Genomic DNA, 24,919 nt, shown 5'->3' with positions numbered 1-24,919 from the left:
CCTTGTTTCAGCTGTTCATCTCCGTACATCGTATTGTGCAGGAGCCCATTCGGTGACACGATTCCATCTTTTTTCCATAAAAAAAAGCCCGGAACCTCACCCAAGGTGAAGTCCCGAAGCAACTCGTTTCTTATAATACTCGCCTGTTCAGGGCTTGGCTTCAATCCAATAATCATAGGCATGAACAATGTTGCCTTGGTAAGCCTGATGTTCGGCCAGCAGATCCGGAAGCTTGGCAAGCTGAAGTTCCATCTCCGCTGCCCCTTTCTCATAAAAGGAAATATGAGGACCTTCATGGTTCTGCTTCATTTCGACCGAAATCATCAACCTTTTTCCCAAACGATCCGCGATCTCCATCTCCTGACTCACAACAGCAGCAATCCCATTGGAACCTTCGGCGTTGTTACGGAAGGCCATCAGCGACACATGATCGAGTGTACGGATCATAAATTCAGCCACAGATGTATCCTTTCCTGGCAACGCGAAGCTATCCAGCCATACAGCAAGGTCTGCGCTTGTTTCGAGATCACTGTCCTTCTTTGTTTCTTCCTGGAAAAATGTAATATTGGCAGCCCATTCGGTCAACAGGGTGTCCCGACTATTCTCCCACTCCGGCAATGTGTAAGGCTCAATATCCAGATGGATGCCTTCAAATCGTTCATCCGGCTCGGATTCAGCATTATAGTTTTTCACATAATCAATCAATCGCTGAATGCGTGGACGATTCTCCTTTTTGCCCCAGATGGGGTGTCCACCCATCGCATGGATCTCAATGCCCTGCGCTTTTGCCCGTTTCACAAAACTGCGATAACTGGAATAGGGTTGATCCAGATCTAACCGCACATACAACCAGTTAATATTCTGCTCTCTAGCAAACGCTAGTATGTGCTCTCCGCCGTCATGCGTCACCTGAGAGGCCTCCCAGATATACGTTCCCCGAATCTCTGGCTGATTGGATGGAATCTCCGGTGATGGCAGTTCTGACGGCTCCAGTTGTCCCCAGTATACGATGTCATGTACTGCAGAACCTGCGTAGGAACTATGTCCGCTGAATGCTGAGGCAACTTCTTCAATAACGCTTTCCAGTTGTGCTGCACCTTTCCCGGCAAATGTCGTGAACTCCTCGCCAGGCATTGGCTTGGTGTTCAACCCAACCGTGACGCTCACATTGCTGGCATCGGCCCAGTTCATTTCCTGTTCAATTAAACGTATGATACCATTGTTCCCTTGTGCGTTATCACGGTAAGCGAGTAAAGTGACATGCTCCACTCGTTCAATGAACCAACGTGACAATGGTTCGTTATCTGCATCCTCAGAAACTCTATTTCCTGTGACGGTATAGGAATCCAGCCAAAATGGCAGGTCAATATTCACTGCAACTGCGCCATCCTGTCTCACTTGCTCAAATAACAGATTCATATTGGCTACCCAGGATTGTACCAGTGGCTTGGCATCTTCTTTCCAAGCTGGTAACACGTAGGGCTTGATATCCAGATGTATGGCATCAAATTGCTCGTTGGGCTCAGCAGCTTGATTGTAATCACTTACCCACGACGCTAATCTGAGCATGGGGCCTTCACGACCACTGAGTGCCCAGGATGGATCACCTCCCAGCGCTTCAACCGCAATACCTGCACGGCTTGCTTTGGCTATAAACGTCTGGTATACCTCTTTGGACAGCGTCATGTCTACATTCACGTACAGCCTGTTTATCTTATGTTTAGCTGCATTGGCCAACAGCTCATCTCCGTTGCTAACAGACTGTGCCTGCCATACCCAGGCCGCCCGTATATCTGCGCCGTCAGCTTCAGCAGGTGACTCATTCCATATCATTATCATCCCTCCGATCAGCAGTAACAGCCAAAATACCTTCCGGGATTGTTTCCCGAACATATACTCCCTCCATTCCTCTACTGTTGTAAAATCACATTTATTATAGCAACCGAGTTATTAAAAACAAATAAGCCCAAGTGCTTAACTTGGGCTTATCACTCTTAAGTTGGGACAGCTTAGGGCTCGCCCGGTTCAATCCCGGTTCTAGTCCTCATATATCATTTTTCGGGTCATGCCTCCATCAATAACGAGGTTGGTCCCTGTGACAAAGGTATTGCTTGGATCAGACAAATATAAACAAGCACGGGAGATATCCGAAGGAACACCCACACGACCGGAGGGATGCTGTTCATGATCCTCCTTTTTCAATTTCTCCACGTCACCTGTCTCAATCCATCCCGGACTGATACAATTGACCCGAATTTGGTCTTTGCCCAGTGAGACCGCCAGCGCATGCGTCAGAGCTACAATCGCTCCTTTGGATGCGGCATAAGCTTCGGTATCCGGCTCAGACATCAGCGCACGAGTAGAAGCCATGTTGATAATGGCACCTCCATGTTCATTGCTTTTCATATGTTTGGCTGCTTCCCGACTCGCCAAAAAGCAACTTCTCACATTGGTATTGAGCACATCGTCCCATTCTTCCAGCGTCAGCTCATAGGGTGATTTCCATTTGGCGAGTCCTGCATTATTCACCAGAACATCAATTTGCTTGAATTCTTCCACGGTTGTACGAAAAAGATTCGTAATATCCTGCTCGCTCCGAACATCACATTGGACAAAGATGGCTTCTCCGCCTTCATTACGAATGGAAGCTGCAGCTGCCGCCCCTTCTGCTTCCTTGTAGTCAGCAAGTACAACTTTGGCCCCGGCGACTGCATAAGCCTCAGCCACACTTCGTCCTATTCCCTGAGCGGCCCCGGTTACAACAACGACCTGATCTGTAAATGACATATTGATTGCCTCCTCTATGGTAATGATCCTTTGATCATAATCTCATTAAGCCTCTTCTTATATAAAAACACGTTAGGCCCATTAAGAAACGCTTGTCCAGCAAATAATCAAAAAAAGCTCACGCCATTCTGGCGCAAGCTGCTCAGTTTAACCCCGTAGGCGTTCAGAATATACGCGATTATATCGCTCGAAGCCTACATAACGTGTTCCTTTGAACGAGAGCCGTCCTTCATCCCCCTCAGCGCACAAACCATACTCTTCGCCATTGACTTTGAATTCGAGCCGATCTCCACTTTCTACTTCAAAGGTGACGTAGTATAACGTTCGTGCTGTACTGCCCGGTTCAGATTGCGACTGACTCATCTTCATCCGTCTGCTGGTGATTCGTGAAGGCACGGTCAATAGCGGCTCCGAGTTGTTGCGTCCCCACCTCCATACCTCCTTTCCCATCGACAGAAGGACTATACCTATAATCAGAACAAATACAACCGGAAAGACGGTTCCAAACAAATCAAACATCCAGGATGATTCAATGCCCATGTCTCTCCCTCCGTTCATACAACTTAGGACAGCCGGAGTCTTGACCCGTCTCCTGTAAATGTATATGCACTTAAACAAAGAACTTGTTATCCGGATTGAAATCGAACGGTGTGAAGGGAAAAACCCTCCGGCAGAATACCGAAGGGTTGCTTTATACGAAAATAAGTACTATCTCATTATCTAATACCCTGCTGCCTAGCAGCCCTGTTTTACTTAAAGGTTGTTGCAAATCGTTGATCCAACAATATAACCTGTCCCTCTTTTGTCAGCATAAACGATGCACGATAGATAGCCAAATCATCTTTTTCCGCTTGCAGCGACTTCTCATCCAGGAATGTTTCCTTCTGAATATGATAGGCATAATCAATATTACGTTCAGATTCAACCAAAACATGTTCCTTGCCATACAGATCGAGAATCTCTTGATGTGTCATCCCCGCCTCTGCCCCGCGAGCCGTCTTAAAGTAACCTTTCGAGTCCTTATTCAAGATGATACTAACGACTTTGCTATCCCTGTAGCCAATCGTAATCCCGTTATTGTATTGATAGGATTGACCCACACTGGTTGATGTTCCCGCACCGAGGATTTTCTCCACCTCTTCCTGACTCATTCCATACGTAATCTTATCCTCACTGTCGGTCTTCGTCACAGCCAGATCCTGTTCTGAAAAAAATTTATAGTGACGTTTTCACCATTCCTCACAAAACAAAAAGGGTATCCGATATGTAGTTACTCCTGTACCATTATCCGCTCCAACTGAGATAACAGCCTCAGGTAAAACACTGCTATCTCAGTTCAAGCAAACCCATGTTACCGTTGTGGATGCATATTTAATAAAGTTAAGGAGAGTTTGCTAGCCTGTTAACGGACTCATGCTAATTGTGTGATCACAAGATGTGCGGATACAGGTCTAGTTCCGCCCGCAAGTGGCGTGATTGTTAATGCTGTAGCATTACCAGCCGGGTTCCGCACGGTCAGAATAGAATTAATCACGGTTGTCTGAACCAAAGCCATACCAACAATCTGAGACGTTCCCGTTGCTCGCCCAACTACTGTGAAAGCCAGATCTGCCCCATTGAGGGTTAAGATTAATTGACCCGCTTCATTGATGCTCACCTGGAACAAAATCTGATACGTACCAATGGCTGCCAGATTGAAGGAACTAGGCCCTGTGCGTGCGATAGTTGTTCCACTTGTCGGCCCATCCTGAGGAAAACTTACATCTGTACCGGGAGCAACCGTTGCAGCATTATCAGGTGGCATCAGTGCGAAAAAGTCAGCGAATCCAAGTACGCTTCCGGCTGCCCCTGTTGCACCTGTAGCTCCCGTTGCTCCAGCGGGACCTGCTACTCCTGTCGCACCTGTCGGGCCTACTGCTCCAGCAGTACCTACCGCTCCTGTTGCACCAGCTGGGCCTGCCGGGCCTACTGCTCCAGCAGCGCCTACCGCTCCTGTTGCACCGGCTGGGCCTGCCGGGCCTACTGCTCCAGCAGCGCCTACCGCTCCTGCTGCTCCTGTCGCACCCGTCGGCCCAACAGCTCCTGGAAAACCTTGAGGTCCAATTGCTCCGGCAGGTCCGGGATTACCTTGCGGACCTTGTGGCCCTACAGCCCCTGCTTCTCCCGGAATCCCCTGCGCTCCCATAGGTCCAGCAGGTCCGACCGGACCTTGAGAACCTACCGCTCCAGCAGGACCAGGCTGTCCCTGGGGCCCTTGTGGTCCAGGTGGCCCCCCCGCTGGTCCTTGAGCTCCTGGTGGTCCTTCAACCCCTTGTTTACCTTGGATACCCTGTACGCCTTGTGTACCTTGTGGTCCTGTTGGACCAACAACAGTAGGGGTAGATATATTTACTTCTGGAGGCGGACATTTTACTTGAACGAACTTTTTAACCACTTTCAATCGGCGGTCTTTTCTTTTAACTTTACATGGACATACTGTTGCCTTTTTTCTCTTCATACGTTTCTTCACTTCTGAATGACTCACAGTGTGGACACCTCCCTATAGACATAGTTTAACGTACGTATGTAGATGAATAGATGCGTGGACGAACAACCATTTTAACTAAAAACTCCGCTAATTATCAGGTAAAACAATAAAATTAGTAGCAACTGCCTATACGTTTGATCTATTTTGTTCATAATCATCGATTCAAGCGAGTTGATTTACATGAGGAGACTTGTTCACAAAAAAACTCATGCCATTTGGGCATGAGTTGCAGGATTTAACCACGCAGACGTTCCGAACAAAGCCTATTAGTTCGTTCAAAGCCAATATATCATGCCCCTTGAAAGAGGGCCGTCTTAAATCTGCATCGGGTGTACGACGATATATGAGTTTTGACAAAAGGGCAACCATGACCTCCATAACGTGTTCAGTTCACTAATGCTGATTTTTCGATTGTAATATTCTTCATCACAATTAATCTTGTGATCTAACGATTCTGCCAAGTAAAAATGTGTTTCATCATAGCCAACGACGGGAACAAAATGCAAATAACGTTGTTTGGGATGTACTCTAATAAATAAAATAACTGGCACCCCTTGGCTGATCTGCTTCTTCAACGTGTTCACATTTCCTCGTAAGTACATTGCCTGATATCCTAGCTTCCTGAAAAAAACAACGACCGCTTTGGGATATACGGTTCCATCCAGTAATTTGCGAGGATAGGTTTCATAAATCTTTGTTCCGTTGGACTCCAAACCGAAATGTCTCAAGACGAACGCACTCGAAAATGCAGCGCATTCGTAGTTTTTCTGAATATCCAACCGATTTGAAGATTGAATGTAATATGTGCTTGGCACACTGACTGTGTACATGCGATCTTTCTTAGGAAAACTGAAATAAAGGGAGATCACCCAGAGAATAATCAACCAAAGTAATACATTGAGAAACAATACATGACCTCCTTCGCTTCATCAAGATGTCTTTTAGGTGTTCATTCCTCGCACCAGTTCTTTAAAACCCATTCTTTAATTTGTTCAGCTACTCCCACTGCTGTAAGCTCTGTCGTATCAATTGTTTGCATTGGCGGGTCAAACGCAGTTTCCGAATTCTGGAGTAACCAGTTGGCAAAGTTTTTGTGTTCTTCAACCAGGTTCTCGTTCCACCCACGGGCTCTTAAACGCGTCTTGCGAGTAACATCGTCACAATGCAAATTCATATATAGAATTCGATCAAATCGATCTATGTAATCGGACGATGCAATGTTTTCCGGCACCATCGTTCCGCATAAAACAGTCCCTCGTCCACTTAGCGATATGTTATACGCAATCCTCAACCAATTCTCTTTGGCAATCTGCCAATCCATGTTATCGATGATATCCATATCAAAGACGTCAAATTCGGGTAGCTGCTTCCGAACATGCGAAGAGATCGTTGTTTTTCCTGTTCCGCTTGCGCCTGTCACTACAAACAGCGGTAATTTGCTCATAACTAGCTCCTTTAGTTAAAATAAAATTTGATTTATTGCGTTCTCCATTGATCTGCTTTCAAGCCATAAATGATAGCGATATATAGGTAGCAGTATCCATTTGATATTTAAACATAGCCCACTCTCCGATTCATTTAATCACCGTTTTCTTGCTTTAATCACAAAGGATACAGGTAACATCTTTGCTCTTTTAAGGAGACTATCGCTAATATTATGTAATTGCATGATATCCCTATCGGATTCTTCTATCATTTGTTCAATGACAAATCCCGATTTCGCTAACGCATTGACATAGGTTGATAGTTGACGATCAGCCAAGGTTAATTCACCCTGACAAAAGTCAGGAGATACCGCATACCACGATTCATCAGAATATGGCTTATTGAAGACAAATCTATCATTTTCTTCAACGACACATCTATGAATTGGATGAGACCAGCTGAAAATAAAAATGCCATCTTTCTTTAAATAAGAAGCGATTCGGCTGAAAGTACCTTCAAGATCGGTTGTCCAACCTATGGCATAAATCGAATACACAGCGTCAAAATAATTAGTAGGAATACCGCATTCCTCTTCCATGGGTGAACATATCAATGTTGCAGGAATTCCGTATGTCCTCAAGTGTTGTTGTGTCTTTTCTATCTGTTTCTGGGATATATCCATACCCCATAGCTCCCCAGCTTTGCGGTCTCCATGATACTGCAAGGATTGACCATTTCCACAGCCCACCTCTAACATCTTTAATCCTGAGACATCACCAAAAAGTTGGTGTTTTTCTTCTGAGATAAATGCTCCATAATGTGGAAGCACGATTGCTCTCAAAAAGTCATTCCCTTTTGTATCCCAATAAAAGCTATTTGTTTCATAAACACTGTACTTGTTCATCTGATAGCCTCCCTTATACACTACATTCAGAACATCACTTGTTACCTTCGTTGAAATATGTAATCTCATTGCCATTAAGTAAGCTTTTAAAGCCGTTCTTGTAGTAAGTTTTAAATATTATTCTTATCACTGAACTCAATGCAAAAAGGTTGCATCTCAGGTTTTAAGCAATACTCTATTCTTTCTCTGAAGTTTTTCCATTCGACTTTTAAAATGGCTTCTTTGATCGGAAAGAAACCAGACTCTAAGCTCTCCGATGTTGTCGTTAATTCTCCTCCTATTGGTTTGGCTAGAAATAATGTGTTACATATTGAATTCTCGATATTTTGAAATATTCCACAGAATTTGATAATTTCAATGTCGATTCCGGACTCCTCTTTCGTTTCTCTGATCGCAGCTTGACTTAGGGATTCTCCTTCTTCTACTTGACCACCTGGCATTTCCCAACCTCTTCGTGGTCCTCTAATAAGTAATAATTCATTTTGTTCGTTGATCACGATTGCAGCGGCAGATAAGATATGTTTGGGAGGGCTCATTTATTCGACTCCTTCTAGAGAGATTAATATACGTTTGAAGAACAATTTATATCCAGGCTAAAAGAAGTTATATATCCCATCTTCAAAATAATTGTATTCTTCATCCGTTATTCTTAACTTTCCATACCCGTTATAAAATATTTCTCTATCTCTTTCATTGTCAAACGCATTATGTTTCGGTCTAATGGCTAAGGCTACATCATATCTTGGGTCACCATAAGCTGCTCCTGCCCAGTCAATAACTCCAACAATATTGCAATCATTAACTAGCACATTATCTATAGTAAAATCTCCATGAATGAAAGTGTTGTCTATTGGTTTTGGTCTTGCTTCTTTCAACTGTTGAAGTAGTTCTGCTGATCCGTCTACAGCAAAGTGAGTTAGATTATATTCTGCTTTACTAAGCATTGTATCTAACCAAGGACTGTCATTGTTCAATAATTCAACAGGACAAGAGCATTCATGCATTTTCTTTAAACAAAGCCCAAAGTTAAAAATCGCTTTTTCTTTACTTCGGAGGTCAGGCATCTTAGAGAGAAATTCTCTTAAACTTATTCCATCAATATAATCCATCAGAAGCCATCTCGATGTCTCCTCAGTATGAAATGAATATACCTTTGGAACAGGGAGTCCGGTATGGTAAAGGTATTGGAGCACCTTATATTCATCGGATAACCATTCATTATAAAGATCGTTTTCTGTCTTCTTGATGATGTACTTTTGGTCAAACGTATCCAGAATAGCCACAGTAGAGGTATGACCTTGCTTAGGAAAAGTGATGTTCTGAACTTTCCCTATATGTTCTTTTATTTCAATGGGGAGATCCTGAATATTCATGGTTTCATCCTTTCTACTATCTCATGCCCTTACTGATCACGTTCCCGTTGAACTCTTCTCCATATCATCGACCTCCAAACTAAGAGTCAATAAAAACAATTCCACATTTTGAGTAATTCACCTTAATAATTTCTATAATAACCCATGCTGCAATATTTGCGAAGTGAATTTAAAAGCGCATACATTTTACTACAAATCAAAAAGAACCCTCCCGCAGGAGCGTTCTCCGTGATTGATCCGTGTATCATTAGCCTATGCGTACATTAGATCCATATACCCGCGAGTTACATCTCCACCTTCGGCTGGTTCGGGCTGGTCTGCCTGTGCGTGTTCTGCCATGCAAGCCTTCACTGCATCCTCTGTTGTACAACGATTAGCATCGTCGCATGTGTAGCATAATTGAAGCATATATCTGGTTAATTCATCCGCCTGCGTGAATTGAGTTTGACCGTTGGTTCTCATCTTCATCACTCCTTCTCTTGTTGAGTTAAATATATCACCTTCTAGCGGATTTATTTGTGATTTATTTCACAAACTAAGAAAAAAAGAAAAGGAACCCGTAGGCTCCTCTCCTTCTCCTATCTATTCACATCGATAAAACTCTACGTTTATAGTACTTTCCAATGTACACCGCCATCTACCGTTTGCAATAACAACGATCTTTTGGCATCTGTATTTTCAACCAATATCCAGCCAAGCTTAGGGGTAACCATCTGAATCTTCACAATTTCCGGATAGTCTTCGAGAATTTTCTCCAGTACACTGCTTGCAGGAAGAGCGCTCCACGTTTTGCCCGCATCCTTGGTGTGGTAGGTTATGCCCTTTTGCATCGCCCAACCTTCCGATGCGTTCAGAAATACCGGTGAAAGGTTACGATTCGCACCCGTTTGTTTGTTTAAAGTGAAATTGGACAGCTTCCAGCTCTTTCCGCCATCGGTGGTAAAGAATCCATTAAATGTCGTGCTCTCGCCTTTAGAACAGGACATTGACATCCAGGCTGACTGTGCTTCACGTCCAAAAAATTGTGGTGAACTGACACTGAAATTACCACACCCGTTGAATTTGTTTCGATCAAAGAAGGATGGTCCAGTATTCCAGTTCTCTCCGCCGTCTGATGTTACATACAACTTCGGTGTGCCGAACTCCAGCGCTGTTAAGAAACCATGTTTTGGATCCGAGAAAGTCATCCCCGTGGTGTATCCACGTTTGGAAATCTCTTCTGCTTCCTGTTTGCCATCTTCATCACTGGATGACATCCGATTCCAGGTAATTCCACCGTCCTCGGTAAAGTAAAGTTTCTTGTCCTGTTTACCAATAGCGGTATCGACCGTGGTGAGAATCCAGCCTTTTTCAGGAGATACAAATGAGATCGCAGTCACTTTATCCGTCTTGGACAGAGAAGACAGACTCCAAGTTACGCCTCCATTGTTAGTGCGAAGCACCATGGTATCTGTTCCACCCATACCTTCACGAACAATCCAACCATGTGCACGATCTACAAAATAAATGCTTTGTCCATATTTAGGGTTAGCCGGAAACTGTACATTTTCCGAAGGTGAAATATTGGTCCAGGTCTTTCCCTGATCCTGAGTGTAGTACAGGCGCAGCGCATTCCTCGTCACACCCCACGCCAATCCTCCGTTGTCATTGAGCAACTGAAAATCGGTCAAACGGGTCTGTATTTGGTACTTGGCGTTATCCGCAGATTCTGTACTGTTGACAGGGGGAACGACAGTTAATGTCTGCCCTGTATTCCCAGCATCCTCCTGTTGCTGCGGAGGTTCTGCTTCCGGAGGTTGATCTGAGTCGGTGCATGCAGCCAATACAGCTGCTATACCTAGAGACAGCAATGCTGTCTGCGCGATTTTAATCCATTGCAAACGCAAGTGGGTTCCACCTCTCTCATCCAATATACAGGCGCGCATGCCTGTCCTATGGCGTTTTTATTTACGATTCATCAGAATCCACTGCTCCTATTCTACCACAAACCTTGTGTAAAAGGCTCATTGCCCACTCCTGATCAGCCCGCTCCCTTTTTCCAGCTGATGCTCTGGGCTATATGTCGCACATTTATTACCATTAATTTCATCCTAATCTGTTTTTCGACGGATTAATTGGTAAAAAGACATGAAATGTGAACTATTTTATAGACAACACTCGCTTTATATTCTTCAATCCCTTAATATGGATGGGAGTATAACCCCAAGGGAGTGGATATGAACATGACAAACAGTGCAGCATTGAAACCAAGTCGTGTCGTGATTGTAGGCATGGGTGCGGTGGGAACAACAACGGGATACACGCTAATGCTGAGACAGCGTTCGTCCGAGTTGGTATTTGTGGATGTGAATCATGATAAAGCAACCGGCGAAATGCTGGATATGAACCACGGTCTTCCGTTTACGGGTGGCGTGAAAGTATGGGCTGGCGATTACTCCGACTGCAAAGATGCAGATATCATTATTATTACAGCCGGCGCTTCCCAGAAACCAGGCGAGACCCGGATTGATCTGCTGAAGAAAAATGCAAGCATTTTCAAAGATATTATTGAGCGTATTACTGAAGTGAACTCTCATGGTATTTTGCTGATTGCAACCAATCCTGTAGATATTCTGTCCTATACTTCGTGGAAACAAAGCGGATGGCCTGCTTCCCGTGTCATCGGTTCAGGCACATTGCTCGATAGCGCACGTTTCCGTTACCTGATTGGTAAGAACAAAGGGATCGACCCACGTAGTATTCACGCCCACATTATTGGTGAGCATGGTGATTCCGAAGTACCGGTATGGAGCCTGGCTAACGTTGCAGGAACAGATCTGGAACTGGATGAAGAAACACAACAGGATATCTTCGACCGCACCAAAAATGCAGCGTATGAGATTATTAATGCCAAAGGCGCGACTTCCTATGCAATCGCCCTTGCTCTGGACCGCATTGTAGCTGCAATTCTGGGCAACGAAGGCTCCGTTCTGAACGTGTCCACGTTCCTTGAAGATTACAATGGCGTATCGGATGTCTATCTGGGTGTTCCATGTGTAGTAGATCGCAACGGTGTGCGCGAAATTCTGCCTCTTCCGTTGAATGAGACCGAGAAAGTAGCTTTCCAGGCTTCTGCTAACAAATTAAAAGAACAAATCGCTGGATTGGAGTAATCCGACCACGTAATCATTCATGTCGTGAACGATTAAGCACGTTAACCGTTGTGAATTAACATATCTGTCTTAGCCAAAGGGATCATTTGCTTCTTCCAGTGAGAAGATTCAGATGGTCCTTTGGTTTGATTTTAATTATAAAAATGATTATTCAAGATATAGGTTTACATAATATTTATTATGTTTAATAATCTGAATGAAAACAAAAAAGCCTGTCACTTGGACAGACTTCTCTTCGGATTACATACTGGCTTTATCTTCTAATATGTCGGGAGTTTAACGTCCAGCAGAGCCATAGCCTCTTCTTTCTCCCTACTGGTGACATGTGTATAGACGGTGGTCGTTTGAATCGACGCGTGACCAAGCAGCTCCTGCACGGTACGCAGATCGGCTCCACGCCGTAACATCATAGTCGCGAAGGAGTGACGCAGCTTATGACTGGAGTAATTTTGACGTTGATTGGCTGGTGATTCCTGCTGGAAACGTTCAAAGGTTTCCGTAGATATGAGCTGGATGCTGCGAATCGACAGTCTTTTCCCTTTTTGCGAGACAAATAGAGCTTCCTCTTTTGGCCGCCAAGGGTCCAGACGCTCAGCCATAGCTTGAGATAAAACGTCTGCCACGGTCTCCGGTACAGGAAGCGAGCGCCATTTACGACCTTTACCAAATACATCCAATGTACGCCGCTCCGCATTATAATCTTTGCAATCCAAAGCATGTACTTCTCCAACCCGTAATCCCATATAGCCCATCAGCAGAAAAACAGCCAGATTACGTGTGCGATACTTGCCATCTACCGACTCCAGGAAACGTGTCAGACCACTTTCATCAAGGAAAACGGGCGCACGGTTTTTCTCGGTTTTGGATTTTTTGATCCCAAACGCCGGATTATTCGTTAACAATTCGAGTTCAATGAGGGACTTGTAAAAACAGTTCACCGCCGCATGTTTGCGATTTCTCGTGGCATCACTAACCCCACGCTCCCGAGCGCGGGACAGAAAAGACAATACATGCAGCTTTTTGACCTGCTCCAGTGACTTTCCTTGAATGGAGACCAGGAATTCTACCACGTCACCCGTGTATGATTTTAACGTATGTCCTGTATATCCGGCGTCCTTCATCCATATGTGAAAAGCTTCAAGCTCGTCCGCATATTGCTCCTGAATCTCCTCGGTCATCATCTGTCTACGTCACCTCAATTCGATTCTTTATAAGTTGAACAGTGCTCCTATGCTTCGTCCACAATGACAACGTCAATCAGCGGGATGATCGCTTCGGGCTTGCCCTGACTACGGGTAAGTACAAACGATGGCAATGGATTCTCGTGCAGCCCATTCACGGATTCACAGATCTGAGTATACAGATCCATATGCAACGTCTCGCCTTCGCCCGCTACATCAATAACAGGCCAATCGTTCTGCACACAGGCAGGCCAGTAAGCTAGCTCATTCGCAGGTACGATACTTAATTGTTGAATGGACGGATCAAGATGGTAAATCCCTTGCCGTTCAGGTTCATCGCCCAGCTTGTCCACGGCAAGTATTCGAGCAGACTGCTCATCTGGTGCAGAATAGAGTGAATAACACCACGGAGTCACGCCCCAGGCAATCGCCATCAGCCCCTCTTCCAGCAAAGTATCTGACAGATTGCCTTCGGCAAATTGCTCGATCAGATTATGGTTACCCGGTCCCATCAGTTCCTCTACACGTTCAGCGAGTCGAGGCAGGTCAGCGAGAATGAATCCTCCTCTCCCGTAGGAGTCAAACACATGATGGTTTCTGCTCCACACAGCTTGAGATGGTGAACTCAACGACGCTGCTTCTGCCGGGAAAAGCGATATATATACGGTAATCACCTGCGCATACTTAACCATTGCAAGTTGTTCAGGTTCGAGCGCGTCTTCAGCAATACGAGGTGTTTTCATATGCAGGGAGATTCGAAGTTCGTATTCCCCCTCTGTAAATGCTGCCCAACCAAGATTAACAGACTGTTCAACGCCTTCAATAGAAGCAATGGAGATCGAGCTATCCGGTTTCAGGTTAACAGCATACTGCACGTATGCTAGCTCTTGACCATAGATGATATTAGCATCCTGACGATTGACCGGTGAATCCAACTGTTGTGAAATGACAGATACTTTACGTCCATCCTTCAGAAGGCGCTGCGGATCAATATCCAACTGTAAGGTTTGTGAATCCTCTAATTGTGAAACAATTAATTGCGCCTCTGCAAGTACGGATGAGTCAGCTAGTGCAAATCCAAAAGCTGCATTTTGATGATCTGAATTCGTATGTAATGGTGTGTTCATGATACATCCCCTCTCTTATGTCTGATGGCATATCACATCCCCAAATATATTTCATATTTGGATTAGCCGCAACCCCGACCCCGTGATTAAGTTCTTCATGCCCCTTATTACTTACCCATATATGAAGAAAATTCCAACCTTCTTCTGCTGTTATCACCCTTTATCTTTTTATAAGAAAATTCCCCATCCCGCTTCGCCAAGGCGACACGAAATGAGGAACGGTTGAAGTTATTCTTGGCTTGTCTACTTATCCTTCGCTCTGAGAGCACTCGAGATCCGGCGTGCCGGATTCAGATGACTGTAATGGCGTCCATACGCAAAGTAAATGATCAATCCGATGATCAACCAAGCAAAAAACGTAATCCATGTCAGAGCCGCAAGGCGTGTCATCAGGTATGCACAACCCAAGGCACTCAGAATCGGAATCAGTGGCACAAAGGGAACGCGGAAGCCACGTTTGAGATCAGGGTTATTTTTACGCAATACGATAATGCCCAGACTTACCACTGCAAAAGCAAACAACGTTCCGATGTTCGTAAGCTCCGCCAAATGTCCCAACGAGATGAACCCAGAGAACAGAGCGACGATAATGCCTGCAACCCATGTTCCTACCGCTGGTGTCTGACTCTTGCCACTAACCTTGGAGAAGACCGGAGACAGCAGTCCGTCACGAGACATGGAATAGAGCAAACGTGTCTGACCATACATCATGACCAGTAATACGGTCGTAATGCCGGCAATCGCTCCAAGAGAAACAATCCAGGACAATCCCTTCAGTTGGACATATTCAAATGCAAACGCAACCGGATCACTTACATTCAACATGTTATAAGGCACAATCCCTGTGAGGATCAACGATACAACAATGTAGAGAACGGTACAGATTGCCAGTGACGCAATAATTCCAATCGGCAAATCCCGTTGTGGCTGCTTAACTTCTTCTGCCGCTGTGGAGACCGCATCAAATCCGATGTAAGCAAAAAATACCGTAGCTGCTCCAGCTGTTACACCTGAGATACCAAAAGGCAAAAATGGCTGCCAGTTAGTTGGCTCTACATAGAAAACTCCTACACCAATGAAGATCAACACCACGATAATTTTAATCGCTACCATGATGCTATTCGCACGAGCAGCTTCCTTCACCCCTCGGGTAAGCAGGAAAGTAATAATTAACGTAATGACCGCAGCAGTGATGTCAAAATAAGTTCCCTTTTCCGGGCTGAACGCACTCGTAAGAGCATGTGGTAACTCCAGCCCGAATCCGGACAACAACGTTTGAAAGTATCCAGACCATCCACTGGCTACCGCCGCACTCGCAAAACCATACTCCAATATCAGATCCCATCCCAGAATCCAGGCAATAACTTCACCAAAAGCCGTATAGCTATACGTGTACGCACTACCCGATGCCGGTATGCTTGATGCAAATTCCGAGTAACATAATGCCGCGAATGCACATATGATACCTGCCAGCAAAAATGACAGTACAAGGCCCGGGCCGGCATACGTTGCGGCAGCTACACCAGTCAGCACAAAAATCCCCGTACCAATAATGGCACCCACCCCAAGTGTGGTTAAGTCCAACGGACCAAGCGCCCTTTTCAATGCACTGCTGTTATCGCCCTCCGAAGCAATTGGTTTTTTACGAAATAATGAAGATCGTTGTTTGTTCTCACGCATAGTCATGTTCCTCTCGTCATGAATCTTGAATGTGCTATGGATGTAGTAGCGATTGGATGGCTTCCCAACTGTTCTATGAAAAAGTCGTTTGTTCTATCTTATCGATCACCTATAAAAACCTATCGAATTCTACACGTTATCGCGTTGCTTGGTTAAATTTATTTTTGAAGATCACTTATTTTGTTCTTTTATCGCGAAATTTATCATGATCTGTTGCACGTGGATGAATATGAAAATGGATTTAAAACAAAACTGCGTATAATTTATATTATGCGCAGTTTTTATGAGCCTAATTTTCCGCGGAAAACATCTTATACTCCTTGTTATCTGAATTTAAGAAAAAGAGAGCTCTTTTCGTCTTTTTCTGCTGTCCCTTCCTACCTTATCCTGTCTAATTCCATGATATGAAGGCACGTAAAAGAGCCGCATATCATTATGCGGCCCTTTATTTCTTACTATAGGTAGAGGTGTATATAAAAATACGAACTGACTTCATTTCAGGTTTTTATGAAAAAGTAAATTATGAGAAAGCAATTCTCTCCGCGTCCGACATCCGGTATTGGGTTAACAAATAATCTTTGCTCTGCATCGCCGCATGACGAATCGCATCCAGATCAACATTCAACAGCTTACCCTCTCGCTTCACGAGTCTACCTGCCACAAAGACCGTATCCACATTGGATGGATTGGCAAATTGCACGACAGCGCCGATTGGATCATGGACGGGGAACATATTCAGATCGGTGGTACGAATCATGATCAGATCCGCTTCCTTCCCTGGGGTCAGTGTTCCAACCTTCTGCTCCAATCCCAATGCTTGGGCACCAGCCGAAGTTGCAAATCTCAGCACTTGGCTGGACTGCAAGTTCAACTCACCAGGCATCTCACCCTGCTGCAAAAGTTGTTCATTGGCTCTGGATCGTTCAGCTTGAAGTGCAAACTTCATCTGCGAGAACATATCTCCGCCTGTGGACGTCACCACATCTACACCAAGTGTAGGGGTTCCCCCATGTTCAAGAAAATAGCCGGTGGCCGGATATCCATGACCCATCATCATTTCAACCTCAGGTGTGACCGACAAGGAAGCACCGCTATCTGCCAGCATTTTGTATTCATCCATGCCCATGGTGTTACCATGAACGATATTCACCCGTGGACTTAACAGTCCCTCTTCGTACAATTGACTAATCGAACGATCCACAGATCCCCAACTGCCAAATCCGGCATGCATGGAACAGATCGCATCCAGCTCTTGTGCTAGTTCGATCTCTTTCACGGTTGTATCCCAATGACTGAACTCCGGACCACGAATGGCCAGCCCATAAGTAAGTAATTGATCCCGTGATGAAAAATAACGTTCTTTGACTCTTCTCACATCATTATTCGAATACGTGAGTTGACTATCCCGATTCCAGTAGTCCGTCTCACCAGGGATTCCATGAGCAAATACCGCCCGAATGCCAGCATCCTGAAGTCCACGAATCAGTTCATCCGTATGGTCAGGGGTATACGGCATGCTCCAATCCAACACCGTCGTAACTCCTGCATTAAGCGCTTCCAAGGAACCGAGCAGGTTGGCAATATAACTATCTTGTGGACGGAGCTTGCTTCCCATCGCACCATAATAGAGATTTTGCAAATAAACTGGTAACGACCAGTTGGTTCCCGCTGTTTTGACAAGTGATTCCCACACATGCCGATGTGTGTCCACCAACCCAGGCATAATAATCATCGATGAAGCATCAATGATCTCCGCATCCGGAATATCCAGGTCGGGCTGGATCGCCATGATCAGTGAATCCTGGATCAGAACGTCCGCCCTCTTATACTGTCCAATTTTAGCATCCATCGACAACACACAGCCATTTTTCAACAGATAACTTGTCCGCACAATACACATCTCCCATCTGATTTGGTTTGAAAGACGATCACATCCTGCTTACGAATCTGTACTGCTTCTGACTATTTTTTCGCTAGTATATATACATTATATAGTTATTGTTAGTATTTATCAATTTTGGGATTTTCGTTTCGCCCGAAATCTTCTGACCTTCATCAGATTGCCACACATCTTATCATCACAGTACTTCTGTGTTCTGCTTCGGGTATCATCATAGAACATCCATCGACAATCCGAATTATCACAGATCCGAATCCTACGCCCTTCTCCCTCCACCAAAGTCAAAGCAAAATCAGCGGCTACCTCAGCCATAACCTGCTGCCAATGCGCTTCTACAGCTACCAGTTGGAGTTTAATTTCCTGATCAATTGTATTCAATGTTCTTCTCACATGCCCTGCTTCCATAACGCCGTTCAACCATTGTTTTTCTATATCCGTTAATGATGCTCCTGAAGACACGCGGGCTCCAAGAGCCAACAATTCATTCCTGAAGTTTCTCATCGACAACTCATCTTCTGGAGATGCAGGGACAGAAGCGTTAAGGTGCCATCGCTCCAGAAAATCTTGCTGCCAGCTCGCCTTCCCAAGCCTGTCCTCCGATCGATCTCCCCCACGCCAGTCGTGATAATCGCTGTTTACAAAATCGGTCCATAACTTGTCCATATATACCCCCGTTCATGTAACTTTCTAATTAAATAAAGAAGGTTACAACTCATCTTTGATGTGTTATATTAAGTGTAACCTCATTAATCAATTTTAGCTAGTTACATCACAAATCACAATTATACGCAAGGAGGGAAAGGCAATGACGAAAACAACAGCACTAGATGTGTTACTTATTCAAAAGGATGACACCTGGGATCAATGTAATTGGATTGTACCTTTGTCGAAATCCTTGGAGGGTCTTACAGCAGAACAAGCAGCCTGGATTCCACCCTCAGGGGGATTAAGCATCTGGCAGTTGGTTAACCATATGTATTATTACAACCATCGCTTATTATGTCGCATGCAAGGTAAGGAGCCTACCCTCCCTGCTGTAGACTCCAATGAATACACGTTTGGGAATCCTGGAGATGCAACGGACGCAGCCGGATGGAATACACTGTTACAGGGTACAACTCGATTAGCCCAACAGTTGCGAGATCAATTGGCTGCACTACAAGAGTCAGATCTTGAAGCCGCATATATGGACTCCGAAGAGAAATGGGCACACGAACTAGCTCGCTGGGTACTCCATGATGCCTATCACGCAGGTCAGATCGTGCTCCTTCGCAGACAGCAAGGAAGCTGGAAAATCGTTTTCTGAAAAAAATGCTTGAACTGCTAGCGCTTACAGGAATAAGATGAACTTATTAATGTTACAGCTTGTTCAACACACTATATAATTGAATAGGATCTTCGGGGTAGGGTGCAATTCCCAACCGGCGGTGATGTTCTTCGGAACCAGCCCGCGACTCGCTAATTGTTCTTAACGAAGGACATTCAGCGACTGACTTGGTGTGAATCCAAGGCCGACGGTACAGTCCGGATGAGAGAAGATCAACACATTGACATGCCGTTCACGGGAAGGCCTCTTTCCTGACGCATGTCCTTGGATGAGCCCCCGTTTATTTGGTATATACCAAAACGGGGGCTTTTGTCGATTTTGCCAACTGAAGATTCCGTGTTCTGACGAAGGAGTCCTGAATATGGAAAAGACATCAGCAGCATCACCTGTTTACCGCAAGGAACGAAGTAATACCGGATTCTGGCTTGTAGTTCTCGGCGCCGCCTTATGGGGTGTCGACCCACTCTTCCGCATTATTTTGCTAAATACGATGACATCCACACAGATTGTACTTGTGGAACACATCATCGTCAGTCTTATTGCCATTCCCGTGCTGTGGAAATTCCGGTCTGACCTGAAAAACCTGCGTGCTCGCCACTGGATTGCCGTGATTTTTATCTCATGGGGAGGATCCGCACTTGCAACGGTATTGTTCACCATGGCACTAACACATAACGATCCGAATACGGTGCTTTTATTGCAAAAAATGCAACCCCTCTTCGCTATCGTGCTGGCTAAACTGTTATTAAAAGAAACGTTGCCTCGTCGCTTCGGTGGATTGTTCTTCATTGCATTAGCAGGAACGTACCTGCTTACATTTGGCTTCACATTGCCATTAGGTAACTGGGACAACTGGATTCATGCCGGAAGCTTGTTATCCCTTGGGGCTGCAGCTTTATGGGGAGGTTCAACCGTTATGGGACGATTGATGCTGGGACAGGCGCGTTACGAAACCGTCACCTCCCTTCGCTTTGTCGTTGCGCTCCCGCTCCTGATCTTTATGACGTGGAACGAAGGTGCGGCATGGACGTTTCCGTCCGGAACGGGTGAACAGACTGCTGTCATCCTCAACATTCTCGGTCAGGCATTGTTACCTGGTTTGCTCAGTCTTCTGTTGTATTACAAAGGTCTGTCGTCAACCAAAGCCTCTGTTGCAACACTCGCAGAACTTAGCTTCCCTATGGCGGGGGTGTTGGTGAACTGGATTGCTTTCCGTACACTGATTACATGGGAGCAGCTGCTTGGTTTTATCCTGATCTGGGTGGCCCTCTTCGCCATTTCCAAACAGCAGGAAAGATCATCAACTGCGGCCGATGCGGCACCGAAGCTGCGTACAGAGTAAGTGGATATATCCGAGGATCACATGTAAACCAATAATAAATATAAAAATAAAACCATTGCACATCAAATTAGATGAGCAGTGGTTTCTTTATTTCCATGACTCGATATTACTCGATCATTTTTTCAATTAGCAGTATGAGCTATTAACCCTGTGCTTTATTTCTATGTCGCAAATCCTCCCCTCTTTTCTCTCCTCTCATACCGAATATCAAAATCATCGTGCTAAGTCTCTTCTATGTTTTGTCTTTTGTCTAATCCGATGGTACGATGACATATGGAATAAACAGATGAATTATATTCAGAGAGGAACGATCATGATGTCTTCATTCTCATATACCTCCTACGACGCCGTAGGTTTGGCTGAACTGATCCGATCCCGGGAAGTCTCCCCGGTTGAAATGCTGGAAGCGGCGTTTGCACGCCTTGAAGAAGTGAATCCGCAACTTAATGCGGTCATTCGTACATATGAAACCCGTGCACGGGAGGAAGCCGGTTTGGTTCGCCCTGGAGAACAACCTTTTGCCGGTGTGCCCCTGCTCCTGAAAGATATCTCGCAATCCTTGGAAGGTGAATTTCTGACTTCAGGCTCACGTTTGTTCAGCCAGCATCGTGCATTACGCAATTCCAATTTTGTCACTCGACTCCGTGATGCAGGCTTTATCTTCATAGGACATACCAATACGCCTGAATTTGGTTTAAAAAATATTACCGAACCCCGTCTTCATGGCCCAACTCGCAATCCATGGAATATCAATCACTCCCCGGGTGGTTCAAGTGGTGGTGCCGCTGCTGCTGTAGCTTCGGGTATTGTTCCTCTTGCCGGAGCCAGTGACGGAGGAGGTTCGATTCGTATCCCGGCTTCCTTTAGCGGATTGTTTGGATTAAAGCCAACCCGCGGGCGCACACCTGTAGGACCGGGAGTTGGTCGTCAATGGCAAGGCGCATCGATTGATTTTGCCCTCTCTCGCTCGGTTCGGGACAGTGCTGCATTGCTTGATACGTTACAAGTCATTCAGCCCGAAGCTGCGTTCCATGCTCCACTCTTTCCAGGCAGTTACTTGGCTGATATGAGCTATCCACATCAACGCAAACTGAAAATTGCATACACAACGGATTCGCCCGTGGGTACACCTGTCTGCGCAGAAGCCAAAGAGTCTGTATACAAGCTCGTTCGCTGGTTGGAAGATCAAGGTCATCATGTTGAAGAAAAGCTGAGTCCAGTCAATGGAGTCAGGCTGATGGAGAACTATTACATGATGAACAGCGGTGAGATGGCCGCGATGATCTCTTCCATGGAACGATCCATGGGCCGGGCTCTGACCTCCGATGATATGGAGATTGAATCCTGGGTTCTGGCTGAAGCTGGCAAAAAGGTTTCCGCTGCGGAATTTGTACATAGCTTAGCTGAATGGGATGTAGCTGCAGCCCAGATGTCCACCTTGTTTGAGCGTTATGACTTCTACGTCACACCTGTTAATGCTTTTCCTGCGCCTAAGATTGGTGAATTAACACCTCATGACGAACAGATCTGTAATCTGATGCGAATTAGTGAATTGGACAAGACCCAGCAGCAGCAACTCATCTATGAAATGTTTGAGCCAAGTCTTACGTATACACCATTTACCCAGCTTGCGAATCTGACAGGCCAGCCTGCGATAAGTGTACCTCTGCATATGACACCTGAAGGTTTGCCAATGGGCGTTCAAGTGATGGCAACCAAGGGACGTGAAGATTGGTTATTACATCTGGCTGGACAGCTTGAACAATCAGACCTCTGGATTGGAATGAGAGGTAATCCACTGTTTCCAGCATAAAGGCGTATAATTTGGTTTTTTTAAAAATTCACCATTGGATGTTCTTGCCTGAGTACAGTGCGTCGCCATAACAGTGCATGAAAGCTTCATCTGCTCCGCATACTGAAAACAAAAAGTAGCGGAGGAATGTGACGGATGAATACGAATCAGCGCCATAAACAGTCTTATCGTATCCCTGCCAAAACGGGATATGCCTTGAAAGTAAACAAGGGTTCTTTACTACGCATAACGGATCTGGAGGGACAGCAAGTCATTGATTTTGTGGCATACGATGCTACAGATGCTAACCATCGTTTGGACCCCGGCGTGACAATGGACGTATTGCGTACTTATCGTATTAAACCAGGACAGTTTGTGTATTCCAATCAATATCAACCATTACTTAAGATTGTCCGTGACACCGTTGGGGTACATGATTTCTTCAACTCTGCTTGTCGCCCAGAGATGTATGAGGTGTTATACGACAAAAAGGATCATGCCAGTTGTTATCACAATCTGAACATGGCACTGGAACCCTTCGGGATTCTACCACCAGATCAACACTATCCGTTTAACCTGTTTATGAAGTCCGTTGTAGACAGTGAAGGCAAGATTGATGTTGTATCTCCCGACTCTCGTGCAGGTGATTATATCGAGATGGAGGCATTAATGGATCTCACGATTGGGCTCTCCGCCTGTCCTTGTGAAGAAAGCTCATGCAACGGGTACAACTGCACCCCAATTCAATTGGATGTGGAACTTTAACAGAATAACAAGGCCATGACGCAGTATGAGATAAAAGTAATTTGTTCTAATTCACTCCTTGCGGGAATACGATGACCTGTACCCATTTTCTGTGACGACTGGTACAATTCATCGAACCCGTTAAGGAGTGAACGTGTTTATGTCTGTACTGTTCAGTTATATTATTCTGGGAATATCATTGTCTGCTCCAATCGGTCCGATTAACGCCGCCCAACTCGACCGTGGGGCTCGACATGGATTCATGCATGCCTGGATTTTGGGGCTCGGCGCCATGTTTGCGGATTTGGTGTATATGCTGCTGATTTATTTTGGAGTTGCCCATTTTCTGGACACGCCGTTCATGCGCTCTTTTCTCTGGTCATTTGGTAGTTTTATTCTGATTTACACGGGAGTGGAAACGCTCTCGAAGCTAAAGCAAGGCATTCAAGGTACATCTACTGCGGAAGCGACTGTTCGAAAATCGTTTATATCCGGCTTTTTGATGGCCCTGTCCAATCCACTGAATATTTTGTTTTGGCTTGGGATCTATGGCTCCATTCTTGCGACAACTGTGAAACATACAGATACCGCTCATTTGCTGCTCTACAGTTCAGGCATATTTATTGGCATTCTGGTGTGGGATGTCATAATGGCTGGCATGGCCAGTCGATTCCATAAACATAGTAGTGAGAACGTATTGCGCTGGATCTCCATCATTTCGGGAATCTGCCTGATCGGATTTGGTTTGTATTTTGGGTACGAAGCTGTACGTTCCATATTTTTCTGACAACAATATCAGGCTGGACAGTCACCCAACTTCCCCCACATTAATACTGTAACGGTATCATGTGGAATGGAGTTGGGAATCAATGGCGGAGCTGTATAGTGCCGACGAAATTAATACCTTGTTTGAGCGTCTTCCATCTTGGCAGCAGGACGCTTATTCGCAATTTGCAGATATGATCGCCGATGAAAATAATACGTATCCATGTGTACCTGGACGAATGGGATTTCTGTCCGGACATTTGAGGTACGGCTTTACGTGTGACCCCCGATCTGAACATGCTGCTGAAGATATGGCCGATCTGCTTAGACAATATGGTCCTGTATCCAGAGACACCGGTCATTATTCTTCCTTGGTCGTGATCTGTGAGACGCCAAGTGATCTGAAAGATCATACAACGGTAGAGCAATATCAGGCATTATTCTGGCAAATGCTTAATCGGGTAAGTTCACACGATACCGAGCCGTGGCCGGAACATATTTCAACCGATCCTCATGATTCATCATGGGAGTTTTGCTTTGGCGGAGAGCCTTACTTTTGTTTCTGTGCAACTCCTGCACATGAACTCCGAGCCAGCCGGCATTTTCCTTATCTCATGTTTGCTTTTCAACCACGGTGGGTATTCGAATCCATTAATGACAACACCCCTCTTGGGCGTAAAATGAAAACCTTGATTCGCAAACGTCTCGCTGCGTATGATGCCGTACCTGCTCACCCTTCGCTGATGTGGTATGGTCAGCAAGATAATCTGGAATGGAAACAGTATTTCCTGCCTGATGATGAGCAGACACCTTCCAAATGTCCATTCATGCGGATGAAGCAAGCCATAGGCAAGTTGACGAAATAATCTTAAAGCACTCGTTAATTCGTTGTA

Annotated in this window: 24 protein-coding genes and 1 riboswitch; of the genes, 7 read left to right on the top strand and 17 right to left on the bottom strand. The window is 45.2% G+C overall.

Annotated elements, in window-relative coordinates; all coding sequences use genetic code 11:
* Positions 1 to 147: 147 nt before the first annotated feature.
* The 12 genes from D829_RS0106925 to D829_RS0106870 form a co-directional block, all read right to left on the bottom strand.
* Positions 148 to 1,833: a hypothetical protein gene (locus D829_RS0106925; RefSeq protein WP_152416959.1), complete on the bottom strand. Its 1,686-nt coding sequence runs from the start codon at positions 1,831 to 1,833 to the stop codon at positions 148 to 150.
* Between the two features lie 204 nt (positions 1,834 to 2,037).
* Positions 2,038 to 2,787 carry a glucose 1-dehydrogenase gene (locus D829_RS0106920; RefSeq protein ID WP_017688133.1) on the bottom strand — a complete coding sequence of 250 codons (750 nt, stop codon included), beginning with the start codon at positions 2,785 to 2,787 and terminating at the stop codon, positions 2,038 to 2,040.
* Positions 2,788 to 2,934: 147 nt separating this feature from the next.
* Positions 2,935 to 3,327 carry a DUF2500 domain-containing protein gene (locus D829_RS0106915; RefSeq protein ID WP_017688132.1) on the bottom strand — a complete coding sequence of 131 codons (393 nt, stop codon included), beginning with the start codon at positions 3,325 to 3,327 and terminating at the stop codon, positions 2,935 to 2,937.
* Between the two features lie 209 nt (positions 3,328 to 3,536).
* Positions 3,537 to 3,977, bottom strand: coding sequence for a hypothetical protein (locus D829_RS0106910; protein ID WP_017688131.1), 441 nt, complete (start codon positions 3,975 to 3,977; stop codon positions 3,537 to 3,539).
* Between the two features lie 221 nt (positions 3,978 to 4,198).
* Positions 4,199 to 5,311, bottom strand: coding sequence for a collagen-like protein (locus D829_RS0106905; RefSeq protein ID WP_017688130.1), 1,113 nt, complete (start codon positions 5,309 to 5,311; stop codon positions 4,199 to 4,201).
* Between the two features lie 317 nt (positions 5,312 to 5,628).
* Positions 5,629 to 6,222, bottom strand: a complete 594-nt coding sequence (locus D829_RS0106900) for a C39 family peptidase (protein WP_017688129.1) — start codon at positions 6,220 to 6,222, stop codon at positions 5,629 to 5,631.
* Positions 6,223 to 6,263: 41 nt separating this feature from the next.
* On the bottom strand, positions 6,264 to 6,758 hold the full coding sequence (locus D829_RS0106895; RefSeq protein ID WP_017688128.1) for an AAA family ATPase: 495 nt from the start codon (positions 6,756 to 6,758) through the stop codon (positions 6,264 to 6,266).
* A gap of 138 nt (positions 6,759 to 6,896) precedes the next feature.
* On the bottom strand, positions 6,897 to 7,643 hold the full coding sequence (locus D829_RS0106890) for a class I SAM-dependent methyltransferase (protein ID WP_017688127.1): 747 nt from the start codon (positions 7,641 to 7,643) through the stop codon (positions 6,897 to 6,899).
* A 110-nt stretch (positions 7,644 to 7,753) separates the two neighbouring features.
* On the bottom strand, positions 7,754 to 8,179 hold the full coding sequence (locus tag D829_RS0106885; protein WP_017688126.1) for an NUDIX hydrolase: 426 nt from the start codon (positions 8,177 to 8,179) through the stop codon (positions 7,754 to 7,756).
* Between the two features lie 57 nt (positions 8,180 to 8,236).
* Positions 8,237 to 9,016: an aminoglycoside phosphotransferase APH(3') gene (locus D829_RS0106880; protein ID WP_017688125.1), complete on the bottom strand. Its 780-nt coding sequence runs from the start codon at positions 9,014 to 9,016 to the stop codon at positions 8,237 to 8,239.
* A gap of 252 nt (positions 9,017 to 9,268) precedes the next feature.
* Positions 9,269 to 9,478, bottom strand: a complete 210-nt coding sequence (locus D829_RS30575; RefSeq protein WP_017688124.1) for a hypothetical protein — start codon at positions 9,476 to 9,478, stop codon at positions 9,269 to 9,271.
* A gap of 146 nt (positions 9,479 to 9,624) precedes the next feature.
* Complete coding sequence (locus tag D829_RS0106870) at positions 9,625 to 10,902, bottom strand: YCF48-related protein (protein ID WP_017688123.1); 1,278 nt, start codon at positions 10,900 to 10,902, stop codon at positions 9,625 to 9,627.
* A 336-nt stretch (positions 10,903 to 11,238) separates the two neighbouring features.
* On the opposite strand from D829_RS0106870, the gene D829_RS0106865 reads away from it, so the two are divergent.
* Positions 11,239 to 12,168 carry an L-lactate dehydrogenase gene (locus D829_RS0106865; protein ID WP_017688122.1) on the top strand — a complete coding sequence of 310 codons (930 nt, stop codon included), beginning with the start codon at positions 11,239 to 11,241 and terminating at the stop codon, positions 12,166 to 12,168.
* Positions 12,169 to 12,428: 260 nt separating this feature from the next.
* Here the strand turns inward: D829_RS0106865 and D829_RS0106860 are convergent, their stop codons facing one another.
* The 5 genes from D829_RS0106860 to D829_RS0106840 all read right to left on the bottom strand — a co-directional run bounded on the left by D829_RS0106860 (position 12,429) and on the right by D829_RS0106840 (position 18,719).
* Positions 12,429 to 13,349: a tyrosine-type recombinase/integrase gene (locus D829_RS0106860; protein ID WP_017688121.1), complete on the bottom strand. Its 921-nt coding sequence runs from the start codon at positions 13,347 to 13,349 to the stop codon at positions 12,429 to 12,431.
* Positions 13,350 to 13,396: 47 nt separating this feature from the next.
* The gene (locus D829_RS0106855; RefSeq protein WP_017688120.1) at positions 13,397 to 14,476 is read right to left on the bottom strand and encodes a hypothetical protein; all 1,080 of its coding nucleotides are present in this window, start codon (positions 14,474 to 14,476) and stop codon (positions 13,397 to 13,399) included.
* 243 nt (positions 14,477 to 14,719) lie between these two features.
* On the bottom strand, positions 14,720 to 16,156 hold the full coding sequence (locus D829_RS0106850; RefSeq protein WP_017688119.1) for an amino acid permease: 1,437 nt from the start codon (positions 16,154 to 16,156) through the stop codon (positions 14,720 to 14,722).
* Between the two features lie 520 nt (positions 16,157 to 16,676).
* Positions 16,677 to 18,047 carry an amidohydrolase family protein gene (locus D829_RS0106845; RefSeq protein ID WP_017688118.1) on the bottom strand — a complete coding sequence of 457 codons (1,371 nt, stop codon included), beginning with the start codon at positions 18,045 to 18,047 and terminating at the stop codon, positions 16,677 to 16,679.
* Between the two features lie 120 nt (positions 18,048 to 18,167).
* Positions 18,168 to 18,719 (bottom strand): CGNR zinc finger domain-containing protein, encoded by a 552-nt coding sequence (locus tag D829_RS0106840; protein ID WP_017688117.1) that lies wholly within the window; start codon positions 18,717 to 18,719, stop codon positions 18,168 to 18,170.
* Between the two features lie 142 nt (positions 18,720 to 18,861).
* Here D829_RS0106840 and D829_RS0106835 point away from each other — a divergent pair, with 142 nt between their 5' ends.
* The 6 genes from D829_RS0106835 (at position 18,862) to D829_RS0106810 (ending at position 24,892) form a co-directional block, all read left to right on the top strand.
* Entirely contained in the window at positions 18,862 to 19,362 is a 501-nt protein-coding gene (locus tag D829_RS0106835) for a DinB family protein (RefSeq protein ID WP_017688116.1), read from the top strand.
* Between the two features lie 84 nt (positions 19,363 to 19,446).
* A riboswitch (FMN riboswitch) is annotated at positions 19,447 to 19,600 on the top strand.
* A gap of 144 nt (positions 19,601 to 19,744) precedes the next feature.
* A complete protein-coding gene (locus tag D829_RS0106830; RefSeq protein ID WP_017688115.1) occupies positions 19,745 to 20,725 on the top strand; it encodes a DMT family transporter in 981 nt (326 codons plus the stop codon).
* 316 nt (positions 20,726 to 21,041) lie between these two features.
* The gene (locus D829_RS0106825) at positions 21,042 to 22,538 is read left to right on the top strand and encodes an amidase (protein ID WP_026081041.1); all 1,497 of its coding nucleotides are present in this window, start codon (positions 21,042 to 21,044) and stop codon (positions 22,536 to 22,538) included.
* A gap of 135 nt (positions 22,539 to 22,673) precedes the next feature.
* Positions 22,674 to 23,282, top strand: a complete 609-nt coding sequence (locus D829_RS0106820; RefSeq protein WP_017688113.1) for an urea carboxylase-associated family protein — start codon at positions 22,674 to 22,676, stop codon at positions 23,280 to 23,282.
* A gap of 139 nt (positions 23,283 to 23,421) precedes the next feature.
* Positions 23,422 to 24,048 (top strand): LysE family translocator, encoded by a 627-nt coding sequence (locus D829_RS0106815; RefSeq protein ID WP_017688112.1) that lies wholly within the window; start codon positions 23,422 to 23,424, stop codon positions 24,046 to 24,048.
* Positions 24,049 to 24,130: 82 nt separating this feature from the next.
* On the top strand, positions 24,131 to 24,892 hold the full coding sequence (locus D829_RS0106810) for a YqcI/YcgG family protein (protein WP_017688111.1): 762 nt from the start codon (positions 24,131 to 24,133) through the stop codon (positions 24,890 to 24,892).
* The last annotated feature ends 27 nt before the right edge of the window (positions 24,893 to 24,919 follow it).

Origin of the sequence: Paenibacillus sp. PAMC 26794, from assembly GCF_000316035.1 — a bacterium.
In the GTDB taxonomy this organism is placed as follows: domain Bacteria; phylum Bacillota; class Bacilli; order Paenibacillales; family Paenibacillaceae; genus Paenibacillus.
Note: the sequence above shows the minus strand (reverse complement) of the source record. Positions and strands in the feature narration are given on the sequence as shown.

Coding starts and splice junctions, on each gene's coding strand:
- D829_RS0106920 (WP_017688133.1), bottom strand. CDS start 2,787: ATGTCATTTACAGATCAGGTCGTTGTTGTAACCGGGGCCGCTCAGGGA.
- D829_RS0106815 (WP_017688112.1), top strand. CDS start 23,422: ATGTCTGTACTGTTCAGTTATATTATTCTGGGAATATCATTGTCTGCT.
- D829_RS0106820 (WP_017688113.1), top strand. CDS start 22,674: ATGAATACGAATCAGCGCCATAAACAGTCTTATCGTATCCCTGCCAAA.
- D829_RS0106840 (WP_017688117.1), bottom strand. CDS start 18,719: ATGGACAAGTTATGGACCGATTTTGTAAACAGCGATTATCACGACTGG.
- D829_RS0106925 (WP_152416959.1), bottom strand. CDS start 1,833: ATGATATGGAATGAGTCACCTGCTGAAGCTGACGGCGCAGATATACGG.
- D829_RS0106865 (WP_017688122.1), top strand. CDS start 11,239: ATGACAAACAGTGCAGCATTGAAACCAAGTCGTGTCGTGATTGTAGGC.
- D829_RS0106830 (WP_017688115.1), top strand. CDS start 19,745: ATGGAAAAGACATCAGCAGCATCACCTGTTTACCGCAAGGAACGAAGT.
- D829_RS0106810 (WP_017688111.1), top strand. CDS start 24,131: ATGGCGGAGCTGTATAGTGCCGACGAAATTAATACCTTGTTTGAGCGT.
- D829_RS30575 (WP_017688124.1), bottom strand. CDS start 9,478: ATGAGAACCAACGGTCAAACTCAATTCACGCAGGCGGATGAATTAACC.
- D829_RS0106915 (WP_017688132.1), bottom strand. CDS start 3,327: ATGGGCATTGAATCATCCTGGATGTTTGATTTGTTTGGAACCGTCTTT.
- D829_RS0106890 (WP_017688127.1), bottom strand. CDS start 7,643: ATGAACAAGTACAGTGTTTATGAAACAAATAGCTTTTATTGGGATACA.
- D829_RS0106825 (WP_026081041.1), top strand. CDS start 21,042: ATGTCTTCATTCTCATATACCTCCTACGACGCCGTAGGTTTGGCTGAA.
- D829_RS0106885 (WP_017688126.1), bottom strand. CDS start 8,179: ATGAGCCCTCCCAAACATATCTTATCTGCCGCTGCAATCGTGATCAAC.
- D829_RS0106880 (WP_017688125.1), bottom strand. CDS start 9,016: ATGAATATTCAGGATCTCCCCATTGAAATAAAAGAACATATAGGGAAA.
- D829_RS0106895 (WP_017688128.1), bottom strand. CDS start 6,758: ATGAGCAAATTACCGCTGTTTGTAGTGACAGGCGCAAGCGGAACAGGA.
- D829_RS0106860 (WP_017688121.1), bottom strand. CDS start 13,349: ATGATGACCGAGGAGATTCAGGAGCAATATGCGGACGAGCTTGAAGCT.
- D829_RS0106850 (WP_017688119.1), bottom strand. CDS start 16,156: ATGCGTGAGAACAAACAACGATCTTCATTATTTCGTAAAAAACCAATT.
- D829_RS0106855 (WP_017688120.1), bottom strand. CDS start 14,476: ATGAACACACCATTACATACGAATTCAGATCATCAAAATGCAGCTTTT.
- D829_RS0106835 (WP_017688116.1), top strand. CDS start 18,862: ATGACGAAAACAACAGCACTAGATGTGTTACTTATTCAAAAGGATGAC.